The sequence below is a fragment of the Paenibacillus sp. YAF4_2 genome, from assembly GCF_052113225.1.
In the GTDB taxonomy this organism is placed as follows: Bacteria; Bacillota; Bacilli; order Paenibacillales; family Paenibacillaceae; genus Pristimantibacillus.
Map to the genome: position 1 here is coordinate 624,903 of NZ_JBFRCT010000001.1, position 20,880 is coordinate 645,782.

At 44.5% G+C, this 20,880-nt stretch carries 25 protein-coding genes; 6 read left to right on the forward strand and 19 right to left on the reverse strand.

Features of this window, described 5'->3' with window-relative positions; all coding sequences use genetic code 11:
- Nucleotides 1–59: 59 nt before the first annotated feature.
- From AB4Y93_RS03175 to AB4Y93_RS03185, 3 genes are all read left to right on the forward strand, one after another.
- Entirely contained in the window at nt 60–416 is a 357-nt protein-coding gene (locus tag AB4Y93_RS03175; RefSeq protein WP_441888860.1) for a hypothetical protein, read from the forward strand.
- Nucleotides 385–855 carry a hypothetical protein gene (locus tag AB4Y93_RS03180; protein WP_441888862.1) on the forward strand — a complete coding sequence of 157 codons (471 nt, stop codon included), beginning with the start codon at nt 385–387 and terminating at the stop codon, nt 853–855. Before AB4Y93_RS03175 ends, AB4Y93_RS03180 begins: the two co-directional genes overlap by 32 nt.
- Before the next feature lie 869 nt (nt 856–1,724).
- Nucleotides 1,725–2,291, forward strand: a complete 567-nt coding sequence (locus tag AB4Y93_RS03185; RefSeq protein ID WP_441888864.1) for a hypothetical protein — start codon at nt 1,725–1,727, stop codon at nt 2,289–2,291.
- Nucleotides 2,292–3,112: 821 nt separating this feature from the next.
- Here the strand turns inward: AB4Y93_RS03185 and AB4Y93_RS03190 are convergent.
- Nucleotides 3,113–3,523: a TipAS antibiotic-recognition domain-containing protein gene (locus tag AB4Y93_RS03190; protein ID WP_441888866.1), complete on the reverse strand. Its 411-nt coding sequence runs from the start codon at nt 3,521–3,523 to the stop codon at nt 3,113–3,115.
- 160 nt (nt 3,524–3,683) lie between these two features.
- Nucleotides 3,684–5,084 carry an MFS transporter gene (locus tag AB4Y93_RS03195; RefSeq protein ID WP_441888868.1) on the reverse strand — a complete coding sequence of 467 codons (1,401 nt, stop codon included), beginning with the start codon at nt 5,082–5,084 and terminating at the stop codon, nt 3,684–3,686.
- Nucleotides 5,085–5,221: 137 nt separating this feature from the next.
- Between AB4Y93_RS03195 and AB4Y93_RS03200 the strand changes: the two genes are divergently transcribed.
- On the forward strand, nt 5,222–6,106 hold the full coding sequence (locus tag AB4Y93_RS03200) for a LysR family transcriptional regulator (RefSeq protein WP_441888870.1): 885 nt from the start codon (nt 5,222–5,224) through the stop codon (nt 6,104–6,106).
- A gap of 48 nt (nt 6,107–6,154) precedes the next feature.
- Here AB4Y93_RS03200 and AB4Y93_RS03205 read toward each other — a convergent pair whose 3' ends face one another.
- The 10 genes from AB4Y93_RS03205 to AB4Y93_RS03250 all read right to left on the reverse strand — a co-directional run bounded on the left by AB4Y93_RS03205 (nt 6,155) and on the right by AB4Y93_RS03250 (nt 16,100).
- A complete protein-coding gene (locus AB4Y93_RS03205; RefSeq protein WP_441888872.1) occupies nt 6,155–7,045 on the reverse strand; it encodes a tetratricopeptide repeat protein in 891 nt (296 codons plus the stop codon).
- 24 nt (nt 7,046–7,069) lie between these two features.
- Entirely contained in the window at nt 7,070–8,032 is a 963-nt protein-coding gene (locus AB4Y93_RS03210) for an ATP-binding protein (RefSeq protein WP_441888874.1), read from the reverse strand.
- A gap of 44 nt (nt 8,033–8,076) precedes the next feature.
- Nucleotides 8,077–9,174 carry a threonine aldolase family protein gene (locus AB4Y93_RS03215; RefSeq protein ID WP_441889249.1) on the reverse strand — a complete coding sequence of 366 codons (1,098 nt, stop codon included), beginning with the start codon at nt 9,172–9,174 and terminating at the stop codon, nt 8,077–8,079.
- Nucleotides 9,162–9,878 carry an SDR family oxidoreductase gene (locus tag AB4Y93_RS03220; protein WP_441888876.1) on the reverse strand — a complete coding sequence of 239 codons (717 nt, stop codon included), beginning with the start codon at nt 9,876–9,878 and terminating at the stop codon, nt 9,162–9,164. The genes AB4Y93_RS03215 and AB4Y93_RS03220 overlap by 13 nt, the downstream gene beginning before the upstream one ends.
- Before the next feature lie 155 nt (nt 9,879–10,033).
- Nucleotides 10,034–10,576 (reverse strand): hypothetical protein, encoded by a 543-nt coding sequence (locus AB4Y93_RS03225; protein WP_441888878.1) that lies wholly within the window; start codon nt 10,574–10,576, stop codon nt 10,034–10,036.
- A gap of 298 nt (nt 10,577–10,874) precedes the next feature.
- Nucleotides 10,875–11,387 carry an acyl-CoA thioesterase gene (locus AB4Y93_RS03230; protein ID WP_167280606.1) on the reverse strand — a complete coding sequence of 171 codons (513 nt, stop codon included), beginning with the start codon at nt 11,385–11,387 and terminating at the stop codon, nt 10,875–10,877.
- A gap of 37 nt (nt 11,388–11,424) precedes the next feature.
- Nucleotides 11,425–12,828, reverse strand: coding sequence for an 8-oxoguanine deaminase (locus AB4Y93_RS03235; protein ID WP_441888881.1), 1,404 nt, complete (start codon nt 12,826–12,828; stop codon nt 11,425–11,427).
- A complete protein-coding gene (locus tag AB4Y93_RS03240; protein ID WP_441888883.1) occupies nt 12,825–13,784 on the reverse strand; it encodes a nucleoside hydrolase in 960 nt (319 codons plus the stop codon). The genes AB4Y93_RS03235 and AB4Y93_RS03240 overlap by 4 nt, the downstream gene beginning before the upstream one ends.
- A gap of 181 nt (nt 13,785–13,965) precedes the next feature.
- On the reverse strand, nt 13,966–15,237 hold the full coding sequence (locus AB4Y93_RS03245; protein ID WP_441888885.1) for a D-alanyl-D-alanine carboxypeptidase family protein: 1,272 nt from the start codon (nt 15,235–15,237) through the stop codon (nt 13,966–13,968).
- 14 nt (nt 15,238–15,251) lie between these two features.
- Nucleotides 15,252–16,100 (reverse strand): HAD family hydrolase, encoded by an 849-nt coding sequence (locus AB4Y93_RS03250; RefSeq protein WP_441888887.1) that lies wholly within the window; start codon nt 16,098–16,100, stop codon nt 15,252–15,254.
- A 121-nt stretch (nt 16,101–16,221) separates the two neighbouring features.
- On the opposite strand from AB4Y93_RS03250, the gene AB4Y93_RS03255 reads away from it, so the two are divergent.
- On the forward strand, nt 16,222–16,530 hold the full coding sequence (locus tag AB4Y93_RS03255; protein WP_441888889.1) for a hypothetical protein: 309 nt from the start codon (nt 16,222–16,224) through the stop codon (nt 16,528–16,530).
- A gap of 145 nt (nt 16,531–16,675) precedes the next feature.
- Nucleotides 16,676–17,323: a metal-dependent hydrolase gene (locus AB4Y93_RS03260; RefSeq protein ID WP_441888891.1), complete on the forward strand. Its 648-nt coding sequence runs from the start codon at nt 16,676–16,678 to the stop codon at nt 17,321–17,323.
- 71 nt (nt 17,324–17,394) lie between these two features.
- Here the strand turns inward: AB4Y93_RS03260 and AB4Y93_RS03265 are convergent, their stop codons facing one another.
- The 7 genes from AB4Y93_RS03265 to AB4Y93_RS03295 form a co-directional block, all read right to left on the reverse strand.
- Nucleotides 17,395–17,667, reverse strand: a complete 273-nt coding sequence (locus AB4Y93_RS03265; protein ID WP_441888893.1) for a HesB/YadR/YfhF family protein — start codon at nt 17,665–17,667, stop codon at nt 17,395–17,397.
- 14 nt (nt 17,668–17,681) lie between these two features.
- Nucleotides 17,682–17,867 (reverse strand): hypothetical protein, encoded by a 186-nt coding sequence (locus tag AB4Y93_RS03270; RefSeq protein ID WP_441888895.1) that lies wholly within the window; start codon nt 17,865–17,867, stop codon nt 17,682–17,684.
- A gap of 24 nt (nt 17,868–17,891) precedes the next feature.
- Nucleotides 17,892–18,668, reverse strand: coding sequence for a metallophosphoesterase (locus AB4Y93_RS03275; RefSeq protein ID WP_441888897.1), 777 nt, complete (start codon nt 18,666–18,668; stop codon nt 17,892–17,894).
- Nucleotides 18,669–18,681: 13 nt separating this feature from the next.
- Nucleotides 18,682–19,188: a metallophosphoesterase family protein gene (locus AB4Y93_RS03280; protein WP_441888899.1), complete on the reverse strand. Its 507-nt coding sequence runs from the start codon at nt 19,186–19,188 to the stop codon at nt 18,682–18,684.
- Between the two features lie 35 nt (nt 19,189–19,223).
- Entirely contained in the window at nt 19,224–19,592 is a 369-nt protein-coding gene (locus AB4Y93_RS03285) for an ArsR/SmtB family transcription factor (RefSeq protein WP_441888901.1), read from the reverse strand.
- Nucleotides 19,593–19,681: 89 nt separating this feature from the next.
- The gene (locus AB4Y93_RS03290; RefSeq protein WP_441888903.1) at nt 19,682–20,353 is read right to left on the reverse strand and encodes a ThuA domain-containing protein; all 672 of its coding nucleotides are present in this window, start codon (nt 20,351–20,353) and stop codon (nt 19,682–19,684) included.
- 54 nt (nt 20,354–20,407) lie between these two features.
- On the reverse strand, nt 20,408–20,863 hold the full coding sequence (locus AB4Y93_RS03295; protein WP_441888905.1) for a VOC family protein: 456 nt from the start codon (nt 20,861–20,863) through the stop codon (nt 20,408–20,410).
- Between the last annotated feature and the right edge of the window lie 17 nt (nt 20,864–20,880).

Genomic DNA, 20,880 nt, shown 5'->3' on the forward strand with positions numbered 1-20,880 from the left:
AGTCTATTAATAGTCTCCATGAAAATTGGGTTACCCAAATCGATATTCAGAAGGGAATTTTGAGAGGTCCGGAGGAACTGCAAGAATTATATGACGACTATCGGGAGAAAGTAGGGACTCTTTCAAAAGTAGTAGGCGGTATCTGTACAATTGACTCAGTATGTCCTACAAAAATGGCATGTATCGGGTGTGCTGCTAAAGTTCCCCGGCCTGAATTTAAAGATGAAATAACGTCTCTCTACACGTTGGCAGATGAAAGTGAGAAACGATTTGAAAAGCTTGGACTGCCACTAGAAGCTCAAAAAATGAAGATTACTAAGAATCGAGCTCGAACTGAGCTTAAAGAGATACAATTGATTGAAAGATATCAAAAGGATGAAAAACATGCGTCAGAAATCAGAATCTCCCACAAATAATGAATTATCTTGGCTTCAAAACAGATACGAGCAAAGAAAAAGTAGATCTGTTGAACTCGGAATTAATGCAATCGATAAGCTTGTAAAAGATAATAAACCCGTTTCATATCACACTGTTTCGGAACTGACCAGGGTATTGGATCCGGATGGTGAGGGCATCCACCCTAACACAATTCGTAGGAATAGCGAACTTCAGGCATATTTCACTCAGCATCAAACTGCCAAACCTTATAAGGCGCGTAAAAAGGCAGTTAAGCGGCTTTTGGACGATATGGAATCATTCAAACAGATCAAAATTAATCGAGACCTAGAGCGCGTTAAACTACGTTATATGCAGTCTACAAAGTCTGAACTAGTAGAACATATTATTCGTTTAGAACAATATGTAGCCCAACAAAATCAGATTTGGCTAAAAAACGAGTTCGAGAAATTTCAATGATAAAAATTGTGGCGGCAGCGGATCGGAGGATCAGCTGCCGTTTTTATCGAAGTACAGGGTAGAAAACGCAAAATTACGACTTCGATCTTATAGGGCTGCCAACACTCGGAGTCAACTGGTGTCGGGTGACAAAAACATTAATTTCATTAAAGCACACGAAAATCGCGGCTTTCTTCATTAATGGGATCAAGTTCTTGTCAAAACCAGATGATTAGAACTTGATCTCATTACCGACAAAAGATAGACGAATCTTAAAGATACGTTAGCCTATAAGGAGAAACTCCATTAACGCATTTCGTTTCGAAGAGAAACGGAATCACGATCGTTACCAGTCATTTACGCCAATGAGCATGCAGGAAATATTAAGATATACGACCTAAAGTACTTGATTTATATGGAAATAGTTCATATGTATCCTTTATAGTTTTTGTTATATAAAATGTAGATATTACCATAAATCTGCTATACAATGTAAAAAAAAGGAATTGGAGGGGAAGATCTCATTATGTAATATACATTTATTTACGAGGAATTAATAAAACAAATTTAGGGGATGATTAGTTTGAAAAGAGGTAAATTGTTGGGTGTTTCACTTCTTGCAGCTTCTCTTGTGGTTGCTTCAACAACAGCGTTTGCAGCAAGCGTGTATTATCACACTACAGGGTTCGGTAATACTGCTAAAAACCTAAAGTTTTGGAAAGATTCTTCTGTTGCCACTTATGGATATACAAGTAAAACAAATACAGGGGCATTGGCCTGGAATAATGTTTCAAGTAATTTGGCTATGTCTGAGGTTACTTCAGAACCTACATATTTTAGTATAGTTGCTTATGTAGGTAAAATATGGATACTAAGGAGGTGTTATAACTATGAAATTCAAAAAAACCATAACAATAACTTCTTTAGCACTCATAATGTCAGTTTCAGGGTATTTATACGCAGATACAAAAGTAAGCTATGCAGAAGTACAGGCGCTGAGTGTTAAGCATCAATCTTTAAGTGAACTTGAAAATCGCTCAGGACTAATTGTTACAGGCAAGCCAATTGAAAGTAAAAATCATATTGTTCGGGATAAAGATGGATTTACAATTGAATCCTATACAATAACAAGTTTTGAGATAGATGGCACTTACGTTAATAAGGATGAAAAATATAAAAAAGGGGATGTAATTCAGGTTGCAGAGCCTTATTATATCGTTGATAACGGTATTTCTCCAGGAAAAACAGAATTTCGCATTGAAGATTACACACCGATGAGCTTAAATACAAGATACCTTCTTGTATTAAAACCTGACCTAACATATCCTGATTTAAATGTGATTTTAGGTATTAATGAAGGTAAATACAACATTGGTGAAACAAACCAAAAAAATATATCTGGTGAAAAAGAAGGGCGCTTTAAAGACGAGCTTATAAATAAATATAAAATTAAATAAATCTTAAAACGCCGTGGAATCTTAAGACCAACTTAAACAATTGGCTGAATACGTTGTAGACCAATTTCATATCGATAAAAAACCATCGTTATTAAATACGATGCTTTTTTATATTTGTGATAAGCAGCAGTAATAATCGTGTGGGATGAGATAACGACGGAACAACGGATGTCTTCAACTTATAAATTTGATTTTCTCTAACACACGTATATAATGTATGACACAATATCAAAACCTTTGATGTAAGGGTTATTACTTAGTTACAGACATATGTATAAAATACGGGTTTTGTGAAAAAGTAATACCAAATAAAACCAGGATAACAGTGCTTCTGGTCAATTTCGATGATTTTGCTCTTTTTCGTTGATTTTGCTTTAAGCTCTCATATTCGCGCGTTCATGCTTCATTATGTTGCTTTTATGTTGCTTCAATTTCATTTCTCTTGCTGTTTAAATCTAATTTCGCGTTTCAATGTTTCACATTTTTAATTACAATCGTATTTAATGATTAATTATCTGATTAGCTGATCTGCAGCTAATTCTACAGTTGATCATTTGTACAACTGATTTCATTGATTGCATGGATTTCAATCAGCTGGTTAATCGGTTAATTCATTTTCAATTTTTTGCCGGCTGCTGAATCTTAATTCCGACCCGTAGTAAATTCATTACCATGATCATAACGAATTATTCTTTACATTTATCTAAAACAAAACTTATTTAAGCTCATTAATCTTTTTCATACAAAAAACCAAGCAAATCATCTCAATTTGCCTGGTTATTCATTATAAATGAAAGCGTCTACACATTTTATTCATTCCTTTAACTCTCTATATAAGCCTCCGCTGCCGCTGCTAGATAATAAGCCAATCCTGTTTGCTTGCCTTCTAGCATGGCAAGGTGAAAATCATCGCTTAAGAAAAATCGAGTTTGCACAACATAATCTTCAGCCGAAATAGAATGACCGTGCTCTTTCATAAAAGCAAGGTGATTACAAATAAGGGTTCTAACCCTGCTATCATGATGCTTGACACCACTTTTCAAGCAATCCGCTATTTCATTCATGAAAGTCATAGCTTCTAGAGCTTGCTCATTCATACTTGGCACTTCCGCTTCCTTGATCTCGAACGGCTCGATGCCGTAGGTCTCCTGCAAATGATTATTTTGATCGTGCAGTGCTTCGTTCCATTGTTCCTCGTTATGAAAGCCGGCAAATAATTGTTTATTGTCCATGGGTATTCCTTCTTAGTATCGTTAACCTTCTATATTTTCCAATCAATCGTGTTTTTCGTCTTGTTTTCACCGTCTATCATCAGCTTTGGTGCTTATGGCAATTCCATATAAAAAACCGGATCGATCTCTCACAAGAGAATTGATCCGGTTTTTTCATTTATTATTGCCTACTCATGCCTTGAGCTGCAGCATCAGCCTTCTTCCTGCTGACAAAGACACTGCGATAGAGAAGTAAAATTCCTACATGGATAATGGCCAAGACCAAATACAAATTACTAAAAACATAGGAAGCTTCGTTCGAATGCCACGGAATCCAGCTCACATCTGCCCCATCATCCATGATCTTCCCATAGATCCCCGTTGATATCGCCCCCGCGAGGAAGTTACATAGTGTCATCAGCCCCATCCCAACGCCAATCTGATCCTTCGGAATGCTGCGCGAGATCGTATTCGAGAGTGCAATCTGCATGAACATTTGGCCAACATTGCCAAGGGTGAAAATAAAACCGATTATAACCGCCGGACTTCCTACGAATAACGATAACAAGAGGAAACAGCTGAAAAGTAACAGAGAAGCCGTATGGTACACAAAAGAATTACCCTTTGCATCCGCCAATTTGCCGACTTTTCTACCGAGATAAGCTGAAACGCAGGCACCAGGTACCATGACGAAGCCGACCCATCCTGGCTCTAACTGATTAATACCCGATAATAACTGAGGTGTCAAGAAAGGTAAAGCATAGCTGACACTCATCACAAGCGCAGCAATCATTAATCCCGTTAAATAAATACGATCTCTCATTAGCGTCCTTGAGACAAACGGATCAGAAGCCATCCTAATCCGCAGAGAGAAGCCTAAGAGCAACAACGCGCTTCCAGCTCCTAGCCACCAATTACTTTGTGTAATCGCAAGAAGCAGCAAGGCAACAGTCCCGGCCAGAAGACCTCCACCAAGCCAATCGATGCTTCCTCCTGCTCTAATTTCCGTGTTTAGATATTTTCGATAATATGGCAGTGTAATCAGAATTAGTAACGGTATAGCGAACAGCCACCGCCAATGAACAAACGATACGAGCAGCGAAGACACGATTGGACCGATGGCATTTCCTAGTGCTAGTCCGGTGGCCGAGATTCCAAGCGCATGACCTCTTCTCTCTGGTGGAAAAAAGCGGACAGGAATTAACATGGCTAAAGCCGGGATGACAGCCGCTCCGACTGCTTGCAGGATTCTTGCCATCAGCACAAATGCGTAGGATCCAGCGAATAACCCAAGTAATGAGCCTGACGCGAATACGAGTAATCCGAAGGTAATCAGATTTTTGGCTTGATAACGATCAAGCAGCTTGCCGTAGAGTACAGAGCCAACTGCGTATATAAGCAAGTATGAGGTGGATACCCAGCTGACCTGAGCAACTGACAGGTCATAGTCCACTCGGATCTCCGGAAGAACGATGTTGAACATCGTAGCGCTCATTGATGACAGAATCAATGTGAACGCAAGTAGTTTGATTAATAGGTTTCCATTCAGAGGTTGAGTGGAATCCGTTTGTTCGACAGCCATAACGATCTCCCTCCTATTTATCTTTGCACTTACCAATATACCCCTCCGAATTGATAAATGATAATATATATTTATGTATGTTATTATATACTCAGGTATATGGAAAAAGTTCAATATAAGGCTTGGAGGTCGTTATTATGGAACTGCTGCAGCTTCAATATTTTAGCACGGTTGCCAGACATGAGCACATGACAAGGGCAGCCGAGGAGCTGCGAATCGCGCAGCCAGCGCTTAGCAAGACGATCTCTCGACTCGAAGAGGATGTTGGCGTCCCCCTGTTTGATCGGCAGAACCGTCAGATCCGATTGAATCGGTACGGCCGAGCATTCCTGCTGCAGGTTGAGATTGCGCTGGGAGCGCTGGAAGAAGGACGGCGGGAATTGGTGGATATGTTAGACACAGAGCAAGGAACTATTAGACTTGCCACACCAACGCTTAGTCGTCTCTCCTCATCTATAAGCGAATTCCGTAAGGTTAATCCAGAGATCCTGTTTCGCGTGGTTCAGATCCCTCCTGCCGCATCTAACGATATGATCTCTCTTCTAGAGCGTGGCGATGTTGATCTCTGCTTCATTGCTGCTTCCTTGAATCAATCCTGGATTCGAGAACAAATCGTATTAAAGGCAGAAGTTAACCTTGCCGTTCCAACTACACATCGATTGGCAGCTAGAGACAGTATCTCATTAGCCGAAGCAGCAAATGAAGCTTTTATCGAGTATCACACCGAGCATCCTTTCCGTCATATTAATAATGCGTATTGCGATGCTGCCGGCATCACTAGGAATGTTATTTGCGAAGTGGATGAGCCATCGGCGTTATGGAGCCTAGTACAAGCGGGACTTGGCGTTGCCTTCGTCCCTCGTAACACAAACGATGATCCGAACGTTAAGCTGCTCAGCATTAAGTCACCATGTTGTGAGCGAGAATTCTCAATTGCCTGGAATGAGAAGCGATATTTGCCTCGAGCCGCTAAGCAGTACTTGGAGTTCTTGGGGTCGTACTTTCATCCCGAATCAAAATAATGAAAAAAACCGGATCGATCTCCTAAGAGTATCGATCCGGTATATCTTTTAGCTTCTTCGCCTGCGCCAGCCAAACACACGAACATGGATAATAGCTTTTGTCGACCAATGGGCTAGAATATGAAGGGCAATAAATACGAGAACCAATGGCTTAAAGAGCAGCCAGCACACCGCCCATACGACGAGAATTTGCCAAGGCTTCATTTTACGGAATAATTTATTTGGCCATAAACAGACTCGATAGAGTAAAAAATTATGCTGCAGCGACTCCAAATATTCATTCTGATACTGCTTGTCATCCGGATTTAAACGTATGCTGCTACGCATATACGTCTCTTGCAGTTTATAATCACCACGCCTAGCTGCTGCCCATGCTAGATACATAAGAACATCCGGTTGCTCGGCATCATAGCGGATAGCCTGACGGTCCAGCGCTTTGGATACCTCATCATTGCCTAACAAAGCTTCAATGTAACAAAGAATTGCCAGATAAATCGGCTTCTCCGGCTCTAGATCAAGTGCGATCTCCATTTGTGCTTTGGCCAGAGCATGTTTGCCTTTTTTAATATGTTGATTTGCCTTCAAAAAATAATAATGAGCTTCATAAGGGTCAATCCGCAGCGCTTCCGATACCGCTTCGTTAAATGCCGTTTCGTTATCAGCTTCATAATAAGCCGAGACTCGAACATACCATCCCAAATGATTCTCAGGATCTCTTCTCAAAGCCTCATTCACCCAGTGTATCGCTTTTCCATTATCCCCCATAAGCAAAAATATCTGACCATATAACGCATAAGGATCCGGATCATGAGGGTCTTCACGCAACAGCTTCTCCGTCTCAACAAGCGCTTCCTTATATCGCTTCCAATATATCAGCTGGTATATTGCCGTATAGGCTGTCGGAGACGATGGGGTTATCGTATCTTCTGTATCTTCCACAAGACAGTCCTCCCGCCTAAAAAACTATTTGATACCATGCTTCTTCGCATAATCGAGCACGATCTGATAATCACCATTCACATCACTGAATGTGGCATAGTTTCTTGCTGTAGAGAACCATTCTACCGTCGTGGCCTTACGGCCTTTAATAGACTTCCTCAGATCATCCTGTGTGATCGGCTGAATCTCTCCGGTCTCGAATGTACGCTCCATAGCCGAATCAACGGCATCAGCCACAACCTGCTCGAGGTCCGCGCCAGAGAAGAGCTTCGTCTCCCCAGCCAGCTTAGTTAGATTCAAACTATTAGTAGGCTTACCCGCAAGCTTTAACTGCAGAATGGTATTCCGCTCTTCCTCTTCTGGAGGCGGTACGAATACGAGATGGTTGAACCGTCCTGGCCGCCGCAAAGCGGAATCCAGATACCATGGTGTATTCGTCGCACCGATGACAAACACATTGTCATTACCGGATTGCAGCCCGTCAAGCTCCGTTAATAGCTGATTGACGAGCATCCGCTCATGATGCTGCCTCATCTGATGACGGCTTCCCCCCATCGCATCAAGCTCATCTATAAAGATGACACATGGCTTGTTGTCCCGGGCCTTTTGGAATACATCATGCAAATTATGCTCGCTTTGTCCAACGTACATCGATAGAATGGCTTGCAGCTCAATATGAATGAAATTGGCATCGATTTCTCCAGCAACAGCACGCGCTAAGAATGTTTTCCCGCATCCTGGTGGTCCAAACAGCAGCAAGCTGCCGCCGGCTTCCTTGCCATAGGCCTTAAAGATTTCCGGCTGCTTCAGTGGAAGAATGAAGTTCAAACGAATCTTCTTCTTCACCTCTTCCAGCCCGCCAACATCCTCGAAGGTTTCCTTTGGCTTCTCCGATTCGATCAAGGATTGATCATCTTTGTTAAACTGAATAAGCTTCAATTTATTACGTCGTCTTTCCGCTAACTCATCCTGATCAAAATCCGACATATCGATTCCTCCTCAACCTCGCTATAACGAAAATTTTATCATGTTTATGCAGTAATTTGTTTTATTTTCTGATTAAGCAGTGAGAAAGCTTGTCCCAGCTGCTTCTTTGGAATATCTGCATACCGGTCCCCAAGGCTTACTTCAAAATACGAGCCGCCTTCACCAAAATCCCGCACATTGCCTGTCAATCCAATTCCCGTTTCTTCATACACCGAGATGAGAAGCTTCTCGATAGATTCCTTCGGCAGCTCCGTATGAACATGGAACATATTCGACACCGGCACAACAGGTCTCGTCGTAATCCCTTCGCAGTCATTGTACATTGCAGCCAATTCAACCGCAGCTTGATAGTACTGCTCCATCTTCGGCAGCCGCTCATCGAAGGCTTGATCTGCACTTATGATATAAGGATATAGACTGATCAGATCCCCGCCATGGCGCCGTTTCCAGATCTTCGATTGAGTCGTAAAAGCTTCCTCACCAGCAAGAATAGCTCCTGCAATACCACCGATTCCTTTGTAAAAGGATACATAGACGCTGTCAAACAAGCTGCAGACTTCCGCTGCGGTTTTCCCGTAATAAGGCAATATCTCATACAATCTAGCTCCGTCAAGATGCAGTTTAATGCCTTTCTCTTTACAATGTGCAGCAATCGCTTCAAGCTCCTCATAAGCTGGCAACTGACCGCCAATCTCCCGCTGAGGCAGCTCGAGTAAGAGACATGCGATATCTTCCTTCATTTGCAGCACATCTTCGAGCGTAATTAAGCTATTCTTATCTGCAAGAAGCACCGGCTCGATCTGATGCAGCTCTCTTAAGCCATTCTGTTCATGAATCTCCAGATGACACAAAGGATGATAGGCAACTTTGCGAATCCCCTTCTCATCACACCACATACGAAGAGCAATTTGCTGTGCCATTGTGCCGCTTGGGAAAAATACCGCAGAAGGCTTGCCCAGATAGGCAGCCATTTTGGCCTGGAAATCCTCAATGACTTTCCCAGTGCCATATATATCGCTTTCGATTGTGCCATCTAGATCATCAAAAGTATCCTTCAATACTTGAACATTTCGTTTACCATGTCCTAAAACTGGGTAAGTCGTTCTATTAAAAGCTTCTAGAAGTGTGTTTACCAATTTAATTTCCTACCTTCATAGTCTACATATTCGCATTCCATAACGTCTTTTGTCAGTGCTGTAAGTATAACGTTCGTAATACCAGACGCGGATTGTTCCGGTGTGAGCTCAGCCGCCTCATCAAGCTTCCCTTGCATATGAGTCTTCACCCAGCCCGGATGAATAACGAGCACACGTCCGCCATGCGGCTTCAGGCCATTATGAATGAGCTTCGACTGCATATTGACTGCAGCTTTGGACATACAATACGCATACCAGGCATCACGCCAGCAATCGGCAATACTTCCTGCTTCCGATGAAATATTGGCGATCAGCTTCGAGTCACTTTGCAGCAGCAGCGGCGTGAAGGCTTGGCTCATGCGCAGACTGCCTAAGGCATTGACATTAAAGACATTCAGCATTTCTTCATACTGAAGCTCATCAAGAATGGTATTTCTAATATCTCCCAATACCGCTGCGTTATTTATAAGAACATCCAGTTTATCCGTCAGGGATGCTACCAAATCATAAGCTTGCTTCACACTAGCCTCACTCGACACATCCAGAGGAAAGATGGTAAGGCGATCTCCAAATTCCTGCTTAAGCTCCAGTAATCCAGCGCTTTCGGCATATTGTCCAGCGAATACCCGGTTTCCACCTCTCAGCCATTCCGCAGTTAGAGCAAGACCAACCCCGCGGTCCGCACCAGTTACAACGATCGCTTTGCTCATCTATTTCACAGTCCTCTCTCTCCAATGCACCTCACATCATTTTAACATGAAATCGATTACGAAGCATCGCAGCACAAAAAGACCGTTGTCACGGGACAACGATCTTTCAGGCATTAAGAGACCGTTGTCCCAATTGGACAACGGCCTCTCCTCTGTTACTCGTCTTCCTCTTCTTTACTTTCAGGCTCTGAAGCCTCGAAAGTATTCTCTGCCTCCGCTTCATGGGCAGCGGCAATCTTGAGCCGGTACAGCTCACGATAATTTTGCAGCAGAGTGGTTTCCTGCTCATGAATAAGTGCGGTAAGCTGCTCGATTCGCATTTCCAGGTACAAGCCTTGTTCCACAATCTCTTCATCTTCAATCGAAGGCTCGTAGATTAGTGTTTTACTGCAGCCAAAGGTTGATTCCGCCCAATGATTAGCCTCTTCCTTACTGCTATGCTTATAAACTTCTACATACGTTTCAAATAACGCATTAACGGCTTTTCTACAGTCCCAGCCTAGAATCACTAGACTTTCCTTGGCTTTGTTCACCGCACGCATAAGCTGGAAGTCATTGAGCTTACCACGTTCAGCTTCTACTCGGTCAATCTCCGCTACGAATGTCGGATATGCGCGGCAAAATAATGCGGCAGCAGCGAAAAATTCCTCTTGCGGAATGTTCGTATCATCCTTCAGCGATTTGGAAGCTTGCTCCATTTTGTCGTCATTCCCCTCTTGCCTTACTTTCTACTCCGGATTTACAACCCGATTCTAAAAGTATATGTAACAACGGGGTATGAATCAAGCATTGACTCGATATGACATTACAATCGGATTCGTTTATAATAGACAAGATCGATGTACATAGAAAGCTGGTGCCCTCGTATGAATGGAAAAAGAGCTGTATATATAGTAATTGGAGTATGTATCGCCATGGCCATCTTCGTTTATTGCTGTATCCAATATGTAGTTAATGCGCAATCAAGCTGATTGCGCATTTTTTGTTGCAGCTTTATTAGTCCCAAGGATGGGAAACTGTTAAATAATCAGCAAATTTCTTGCTTTCCTCACGACGGATCCGGCGCATTTCTGCGCGGTGAGGCGCAGTCTCATGCAGCTTGATTTCCTCTTCCGATTCAGGGATAACCTGCGGCACCGGAACGGGCCGATTATCCTGATCAAGGGCAACAAAAGTAAGGAACGAAGTTGCTGCCACTACGCGCTCTCCGCTTAACAAATCTTCTTTAATGACCTTAACAAATACTTCAACGGAAGTTCGGCCAGTCCAAGTCACGAAGGACACCAGACACACCGAATCCGAAGGCCGGATCGGGGACAAGAAATCGACGGAGTCGGTTGAAGCCGTAACAACCGTTTTCCGGCAGTGCTTGGTTGCTGCAATTGAGGCAATATCATCAATATAAGCCATCAGCTTACCGCCGAATAAAGTATTGTGATTGTTCACATCCGTAGGAAAAATCCTTGCTGTCTTATAACATCTGGATGCGCGAGAATAACGTTCTTCCATGTGACCCACCCTTTTCTAATATTGTATATGTAGTATGCTATCCTCTATATTTTCTATAATCTATTCCAAGTCGCAGAGAGGCTGAATTGACAAGTCGGTCTGCAGCAAGCTGAGTACGGAAGGCAAGCTGTTCCTCATCGATTCCTACCAGCCTTCCATCCTCAACGACTACACGGCCGCCAACAATCGTCATATCGGCTTGTGTAGCCCCAACTGTTAAAGGCAGTGCTGCATCATCGAATAAAGCGCCTGAAAACCCCAGCTTTCTCGAATCAAGCATAAACAAATCTGCTGCTTTTCCTACCTCAAGCGTTCCGATATCATTCTCCCAGCCAAGCACTCGTGCTGAGCCACGAGTCGCAAGTGATAAAGTCTCATTGGTTGTAAGGCCTCGTCCCTGCAGTTCATGTTTATGAAGCAAATAGGCCATTCGCAGATCCCACAGCATATTGGAAGCATCATTGGATGCCGAACCATCAACACCAAGTCCAACCTTTACGCCTGCATCAAGCAGTTTGCGGATCGGTATGGCGCCTGAGGACAGCTTCATATTGCTTGATGGACAATGGGCTACGCCGCAGCCGCAAGCTCCCATACGATGGATCTCACTGTCATTAAACCAGATACCATGTGCATACCAGACATCATCCCCAACCCAGCCTGTCTGCTCCATATATTCGAGTGGTCTAACGCCTAGCTTCTCGATGCAGAATTGTTCTTCATCCATCGTCTCGGCGAGATGAGTATGCATTCTAACCCCGTAGCTCCGTGCAAGATCCGAAGATTCCTTCAACAAGTCTCGGGATACAGAGAACGGCGAGCACGGTGCTACACCAACACGCAGCATGGAGAACCGATCCGCATTATGATATCGCTCAATAACACGTTGTGTGTCGCGCAAGATAACGGATTCAGTCTGTGTCACTTCATCAGGTGGCAAGCCGCCCTTTGACCGGCCAAGACTCATCGAGCCTCTTGTCGGGAAGAACCGCATGCCAAGCTCGGAAGCCGCCCGAATCTCTTCGTCCAGCAAGTGCTCGGAGACACCGTTAGGGAAAACATAGAAGTGATCCGAGGAAGTAGTACAACCACTCTTCAGCAGCTCGCCAAGTCCTGTCATAGCACTCAGGTAGACATCCTCCGGCTCCAGATGGCGCCAGATTTCATATAACGTCAGGAGCCAGTCAAATAACGAGCAATCCTGCGCCAGGGGAATGTTCCGGGTTAAGGTTTGGTACAAATGATGATGCGTATTAATTAGGCCCGGATAAACAATTTTATGCTTGGCGTCTATAACGCGATCCGCTGTCTCATAAGGCAGATCCTCACCGATTGCGACTATTTCCTGTCCTACCGCATAGAGACTACCATTACGAATGACACGGTTCTCGCCATCCATGGTAACAATGCTGCGGGCATTCTTAATTAGTAATGTACTCATGGTTGTAAGAACACGGACAGCATTTGCCGCAATGCCCGATCCTCCTCTACCTCTAAGCAGAAAGTAATCACACGTCCAACCTTCGGATTCACTCTTCGATCTGTAATGATCATTCCAGCCGTATGTCCTTGTCCGCAGTCAATGTCAGCATGCCATTCACGAGTGGCAACAAGAGATGGATTTACGGCAACTAGTACAGCCAGTGGATCATGCATCGGACATTCGCCAAGGTATTGATTCGATTCCAGATAAAAGTCGAAATAACGCTCCAACGCCACATGCAGAAAATCGACAATGGGCTGCTTCTGAGCCGGAGCTAACCGGCGTAATTGGTCGAGATGGCTGCGAGACAATCTAACTTGCAGCGTGACATCCAGACCAACAATCGTAAGTGGCACCTCCGAGCGGAACACCTGTGCAGCCGCTTCAGGGTCACCCCATAGATTTGCTTCACTAACCGGCGTAACATTGCCTGGAGCAAAGACAGTACCACCCATTACAACAACCTTCTTAATCTTGCTTGCGATCGCTGGATCTAGCGCCAAAGCCAACGCCAAATTCGTCATTCTGCCTACCGTAACAACGACAAGCTGACCAGGCATCTCGTACGCCTTGCGGACAATAAACTCGGCTGCTGATTCCTTGAGAGGCTGCTGCTCAGATGGTGGGAGCTCGGCGTCGCCAATCCCGTTATGACCGTGTATATGTGGAACAGGCCCAGCATATTCCCGTTTTAACGGGCCAGCTGCTCCTGCTGCTACTGGCACTTCATAGCCGCAATTCGCCAGCTTGATTAGCCGAAGCGTGTTCTCAGTAGCTTGTCCTACATCAATATTACCAAAGCCAGTAGTCAATCCTTCGACATGAATGTCTGGTGACAGCAAAGCATATAGAATCGCCAATGCATCGTCGATTCCTGTGTCTACATCAAGTATAATATGCGTTTTCTCGCTCATCGGCTATTCCTCCTATCCATATATCTTTATTGTAAACGAATTAGCCATGCTTTGCGTTTGAATACGCCAGGATTGGTTCTGATACCTAAAAAATAGCCGTTCTCTTGTGATCAGTGCTAATTCACCCTATACAAAAGAGCCAAGACTTATCAGAAGTCCTGGCTCTTCAGCATTCACATTACTATTTATATTTATAAAATCGTCTTTTTCGCTGCCTTACATACATGATTCGGCCAGACAGCAGCATGAACACTAACATGATGGACCATGTGATCGTAACTCCCAAATGCCAGCCGGAAGACTCCGCTCTTTGTTCACCGGTAGTTGTCGCGTCAGTTTTCGTAACTGATGCAATCTGCACTTCAGCTTGGTCGGCCAGAGGCAAGATTGGCATTAAGATAGCTACCGATTCGGATGGCGTATACACCTGTGAGGATTGAACAAACGTCGTGCCATTCGAATCGACTGCAAGGACAGGAATCTCACCATCCTTGATCGTCACCCACAGAGGTGTTGCGCTAATGAACTCCATTTGTTTACCTGTATCCCGAGTCACGAACGTATGTTTCTCATTGGCATCCATATATAAAGTGCTTGTAAAATGAGCAAATCCGTAATCAAGCAGCTTGGTCATATCCTTATACACACCAGCGTCCGTTGTGCCTTTCAGAATGACGCCAATTAGTTCCGTATCCCCGCGTTCAGCCGCAGAGACCAGCGTATAACCTGCAGCTTGGGTAAAACCATTCTTCACGCCAATGGCACCCTCATAGCTGCTCAGCAGTTTATTATGATTTTCAAGCTTGGAGACCCATTCTTCCCCAATCCATGGTCTGGATTTCGTCGAGACAACTTGGCGGAATTGCTCATTATGCATGGCATATTGGGCAATCTTCGCCATATCCTTTGCCGTCGTATATTGATTATCATCCGGCAGACCGCTGGGATTCACAAAGTTCGTGTCCCATGCACCAAGCTTATGAACAAATTCATTCATGCGCTCTGCGAATTGTTCCTTTGTTCCGTCTATATGCTCGGCAATCGCAGTTGCCGCATCGTTACCCGAATTAATTAACATGCCTTCAATAAGGTCCAGCATCGGCTTCTGCTCGCCTTCCGCCAGGTAGATCCGCGTACCGTCTTCCCTACGTGCGTTCTTTGACACCGTCACAATATCTGCTGGATCTGATTGTTCCAAAGCAATGATGCCCGTCACAATCTTCGTAATGCTTGCAGGATAGAGACGTTCTGTTTCATTCTTGGCAACCAGTACGGCGCCGGATTTAGCATCAATGAGAATAGCTGCTCCTGCATTAGGCAGATCTGGAGGCGGCTCAGCGGATTGCTCCGTTTGCTCCGTCGTCTGTAAGGAATCTTCCGCATAAACTTGCATGGGTGATAAAAATATGAGAAAAACAAACATCATAGCAATCAGGCCTTGAAATGGTCTCATAGCTTCCCTCTTTATCATCTTGTAGTCAAACGCGACCTTTGTTCCGTAATATATCCGGCTACTGCATCTTCATTACTTGTTCCAATGACGTGATCCGCTAATGCTATGATCCGTTCATGGGCATTTGCAACCGCGACTCGAGTGCCTGCCACTTGAAACATACCGATATCGTTCAGGTTATCACCGAAAACGGTTACATCATTAACCTCACAGCCAACATGCTGTGACCACAACCGTACCCCTTCGCCTTTATTCGCCAAGGGATGACTGATTTCAAGAAAATAATGATCTTTAATATACGCATCTTTTATGAACTCAATATGAACAAGTCCGTTGTATAATTGTTCTATCGTTTGTTTGACAGGTTCCAATTCTTCATACAAACCAATGTACGACATAATAAGAATACGGTACTTCGCACCTAGATCCAGCCGATCGCTTTCTTGAAAACGAGGATCATTCGGTCTACTATTATAAAAAGAAAGATCTCCTATGCGATGCAGTCTCTCGTGCAGTACTTTCTCTTGGTCATTCTCATCTAAGGCAAACACAAGCGGCACTAACTGATGCCTGCGTCCCGCTTCAATAATTCGATTGGAAAGCTCCGCACTTAACCAGTTTCCGCCAAGAACTCGCTTCTCCACCGGATCGTAGATCATGGCACCATTGTATATGACAACAGGATACCGCCATGGAATGTCAGAAGTCACCTTAGTTGAACTCGTATAACTCCTTGCCGTCGAATAGCTAAACACAATTCCCGCTTCAATTGCTTCCTTAAGCTGCTCAATCGTATCATCCGACATCGTCTCATCTGAACGAAGCAACGTTCCATCAAGATCTGTTAAATAGTACGATGACATGGAATATTCCCCCAGAATTATAGGCTGCTTAATGGATGGCTATCTGTCAAAATTCATCTTACAATCCGTCTAATAGGAATATTTTTCGTAATTATATTACCTTCTTAAAGGAGAAATAGCAATGAATTCAAAAGAAATGGAACAGATTATCATAGAAAGATATAAACAGGATGAAGATACAATGATCCTTGTGTTCGCTCAATGGTGCGTGAATTATGGTCTAGATGCTGTGGAGTTATATGCGAGAGCCTATCCGCATCAAGCAAGTAATGGTCGGTTGCTTGATGCGATGACATTAACGGCTCCTAAGGAGCAAGCTGGTGATATTGATGATGATACAGTGCTTCAGGTGTTGTCACTATTTGGCAACGAAGAGCTTGCTTTTGTTGTATCGGAAGAGATGGACCGTCGTCCTAGAAAGAATCGTTAGAATAGAATCTCGACTCCTCATAACTTGATCGACATAAAAAGAGTTATGTCAACTAACTAATGTAGTATTATCATTAAATATGCGCTATAATAGCTACGCGAACATATGTTTGATTACTGCTGCAAGGTCAGTCATAGGAGGACGAATGAAAGGGACTACTCATCTTACAATTGGCGTTGCGATTGGTGCGGCAGCGGCTGCACACTATCCATTTACGATGGTTCATGCGGCGACTTATTTGGCAGTTGCGTCATTTTCTGCTTTAAGTGCCGATCTGGATGGCCCAAGTCTGCTCAGCTCGAAAGCCAGCAAGTTATCCCAATGGCTGCATGGTCTTCTGCTTGGTGGAGGCTGGCTGTTAACAGCGGTTACCGCTTATTTGTACATATCCGATCATTATGTTGATATTCCGCTTATCATCGCATGTGCAGCTCTACTGCTGCTTGGTCTGGTCGTCCGAACAGGCGTGATTCGGAACGCACTGGTAAGCAGCGTTGGCGCTGCTCTGATCTATGGCGGGATTGCGTATAACATGAGCTGGTTAATCGGTTTTGGCGTGTTTGTCGCCTGGGCGCCTTGGCTGAAGCATCGTGGTTTGACACACACGGTATGGGCGGTCATTGCATGGGGCGCCATCGCCTTGGGGCTGGAGAAGCAGCTTGAGCTTGAAGGCCTTATGCACGTTGCAGTCGCTGGGTACTTATCTCATCTGATTGCGGATACACTTACGCCAAGTGGTGTGAAATGGCTGTATCCTCTTTACAAGAAGTCAATTAAGCTGCCGTTTTTCTAAGCAGATACAAAGAAAGACGCTTCGCATCCCATTCATCACTAGGGTGAAGCGTCTTTCTTTGTGTCTTACTATTAACGAAGAAATACGATATTGTCATTGCGGCAGTCGATGGTGAGATCTTTTCCTTCCATGTACCACGCATCATTTTCCTCCATATAGAACATAATTCCGTCTTCCACGATCTTAGCCGCCGGGTAACGCGCGGTATCCTTCATAATGCCAAAGGAGAAGGCGTCTTCTCCGCCGCCGCTGTACCGGACAAAGATGCGCACGCTATCGTTGTTCTTGAAACCCCATTCTTGTTTGAAAAGTGCCGTTGCGGCAGGAGTAACGCTCATTTTCATATTGAATTCACCTCCTATTCCATCATCTTGATCCACATCGTCCCGCTCCAGCGTACAGAATCGTTAATTTCCAATGAATCCGATGTCTTGGCACGTGGTACGTTCACAGGTTTGCCTTCAACTTCTAAAGTAACCTGTTGTTCCTCAATCTGCTTTACAATCCCGATTCTTTCAATCTTACAATGTTTATCAAGCGCCAACCTTACCCGCTCCCTCAGCAACGATTACAGATGATGAATGGTTACTTCACTGCGCATAAGGAATCTCGCATTGGTACCTGTCTGGCTGATTCCCTTCGAAATATAAATCATCCCATTATCCATCTGATGCATGCCTTTATAAATACCTGCTGCTGGAAGCGCGCCTTTTCTCAAATACTTAAATAGGAACGGAAGATGAAACTGCATCCCGTGGAAATGTCCCGCCATCAGATACGTGAATCTCTGCTTAATATGCAGCACGACGTTTGGATCATGAGTCAGAACAATAGTTGGCTTAGTCGGATCTGCCTTTGCAAAAGCCTTGTCCGGATCACTCTTCTTACTCGTCCAATCGTCAATGCCAATAAACTGATAATGCCCAGCAGCATACACCTCATTATGCAAAAGACGAACGCCTTCCTCTTCAAGCATCTTCGTCAATTGCTGAAGCTCGGCTGGTGCCAAATGATGGTCGTGATTTCCATACACAGCCAGCATCGGCACACCTGTAGATGCAAGCTCCTTAATATATCGATGAACTTTAGACAAATAGGGAGCAAGCTCCGTGAAATCTCCCGTTAACACAATATACGAGGGACGTTCTGTCCCTATTAATTGAATTAATCGGCGTGCCGGAATTCTGATGTGCTCGATATGAATATCGCTGATCTGCAGCACTTTAATTCCCGCTCCAGTCTTATAATGCACTTGTTCTACCTTCAGCCATTGAGTGGGCAGGATGAGCAGACAGTAGACTAGAACAATAAGGGCTGCCAGCCCGATCAGAATATAGACGATCATTCTAACCTCCCTATTACACCTTATTATCGTAAAAGATATGTCGAGCCGTTAAGTGACCGTTGATTATACTCATAATGCCAAACGAATATTGAGGCTGCTTGCGCTTGGCTGTTGGGGAGCCAGGATTAAACAACAAGATGCCATTCTGCTCCTGCATGAACGGTATATGGGAATGTCCGAACACAATCGCATCCACTTGCTTAGGCGTAAAGGATAGAGCAGCGTTTTGCTCTGCTTTCTTGCTGGAGTGAGGAAGATGTCCATGCACGAGACCAATCCGCTTCCCTCCGCAGGTTACGACTTTCTTATAGCCCAGCTTCTTGACGATGGCCTCCCCGTCATTATTGCCGGCTACCCCTTTCACAGGTGCGTATTTCGATAATTCGCCATATACCAACGGGCTGGTCCAGTCTCCTGCATGAAGAATGAGATCAGCGTTGTCCAGCTCCACTATAAGACGCGGTGGGAGAGCCTTCGCCATTCGCGGCATATGGGTATCCGAGACGACTACAATTTTCATCGCGCGCACTCCTTTACGTTCCGAATTCGGATCTCTCAGGAATAATGCTGCACATGCTGGAGCGTCTGTATGAATATTTCCTTCACATGATCATCGTCTAACGAATAATAGACGGTCTTGCCGGCTTTGCGGCGTTTCACGATGCGGACATTACGTAAATAACGTAATTGATGGGAAACAGCGGATTGTGCCATCTCAAGCACTTGGCAAAGATCATGAACACATAGTTCGCGATCAAGCAGTGCATAGATCATCTTCACACGGGTTGGATCACCAAGCGCCTTGAACAACTCCGCCAAATCTATCGCCGTCTTCTCCTCTACCCTGGCATTCACCAGACTGTCATCATGCAGATCCGTGCCCAGACAGGAATCGTCACATTGGTCATCGATCATTTTTTCCACTTGGAGCACCACCTTATGTACATATCGACATTATAGCAGAAAAAGAAGAAGCTCCTCTATATAAGGAGCTTAAGCGTCTGTATGAACGTTTATGCCCGTGCGCACCAGCGTACACAAGCTTCAAGCAATTGTTTCATCTCCGGTAAGATAAGCGTATCAAGATTATGAGCCGGTGTCAGGCAGCACACTCTTCCTTTGCCATAAGGATGAGACCATCCTCCAATCGATTCGCCGTCTTCCGAAGAGGAACGCATGAATACATTTGTACTCGCTTCTTCACAATGGACGAAATAATGCTCTTCTTTTGATTCGAAGCTAAGAGCTGGATCGATGGAAAAATGCTCAGTACCGTCTGCTGCTGCGCTTGGAGCGGCTGTGAACCGAACAAGCTTTTGCTCAGGATGATATTTGAAATATCCTCTAGTCATGGATACATAAGCGCCGTCCTCCGGAAAGGAAGCAAGGCCGGAATGCCAAGATAACCAGCCGCCTCCTTCATACACATATTGAAGCATTGCCTGTTCTGTATCTGCATCGAGCCAGTGAGTAGGATGCTCGTCGGCTGGATTGATTTTATCGTCTTTGAAGAGGATGACCGCGTCAGGCTTATCTTGAAGTGCCTTGGCAAGCCGATCTACCGTTGTATAGGATAGGCTTACCTTACCGCTATTCAGCCATGAAGCTAGACTTTGCTCGAGTCCGTCTGCTATATCCGCCTCCGGATGATAGTAGTCTCCGATAACCGCCAATAGTTTGTGCATAAGCTGTATAGCTCCTCCCTGTTGTTATCTGTTGTTATCTGTTGTTATCTGTTGTTATCTATCGTTTTCCAGCAACTCCACCAATATTTTAAGCTGAGGAACGGAATCCAAATAAGCATAACGCCCGCCTGTGTATTCGCCCTTCTGCTGCAGCTTCATCCCTTTGCCTTCCATGATTGCGATCTTCTCTTTCATGCCTTCTATAACAAAAGCGATATGATGAGGACCTTCGCCATGCTCATTCAGATGATTGCGCCAAGTGCTCGGATAGGAGTCCGGCTCAATAAGCTCCAGCTGAATCGAATCCATATTGAAAAAAGCCAGCTTCGCGCGTGCCTGTGAAGGCTCGCCGAGGAATTCGGTTTGCGCCTTATCCGGCGTATCCGTCCAAAACCATTCTGGGGTGTCTACGCCAAAGAAATCGGCATAGGCTTTGCTTACGGCTTCGATATCATGCACAAGAATTCCGATTTGGGTAATCATTTTGTTTCCAATTGCTGATTGGCTCATCGTTAGAACACCCTTTC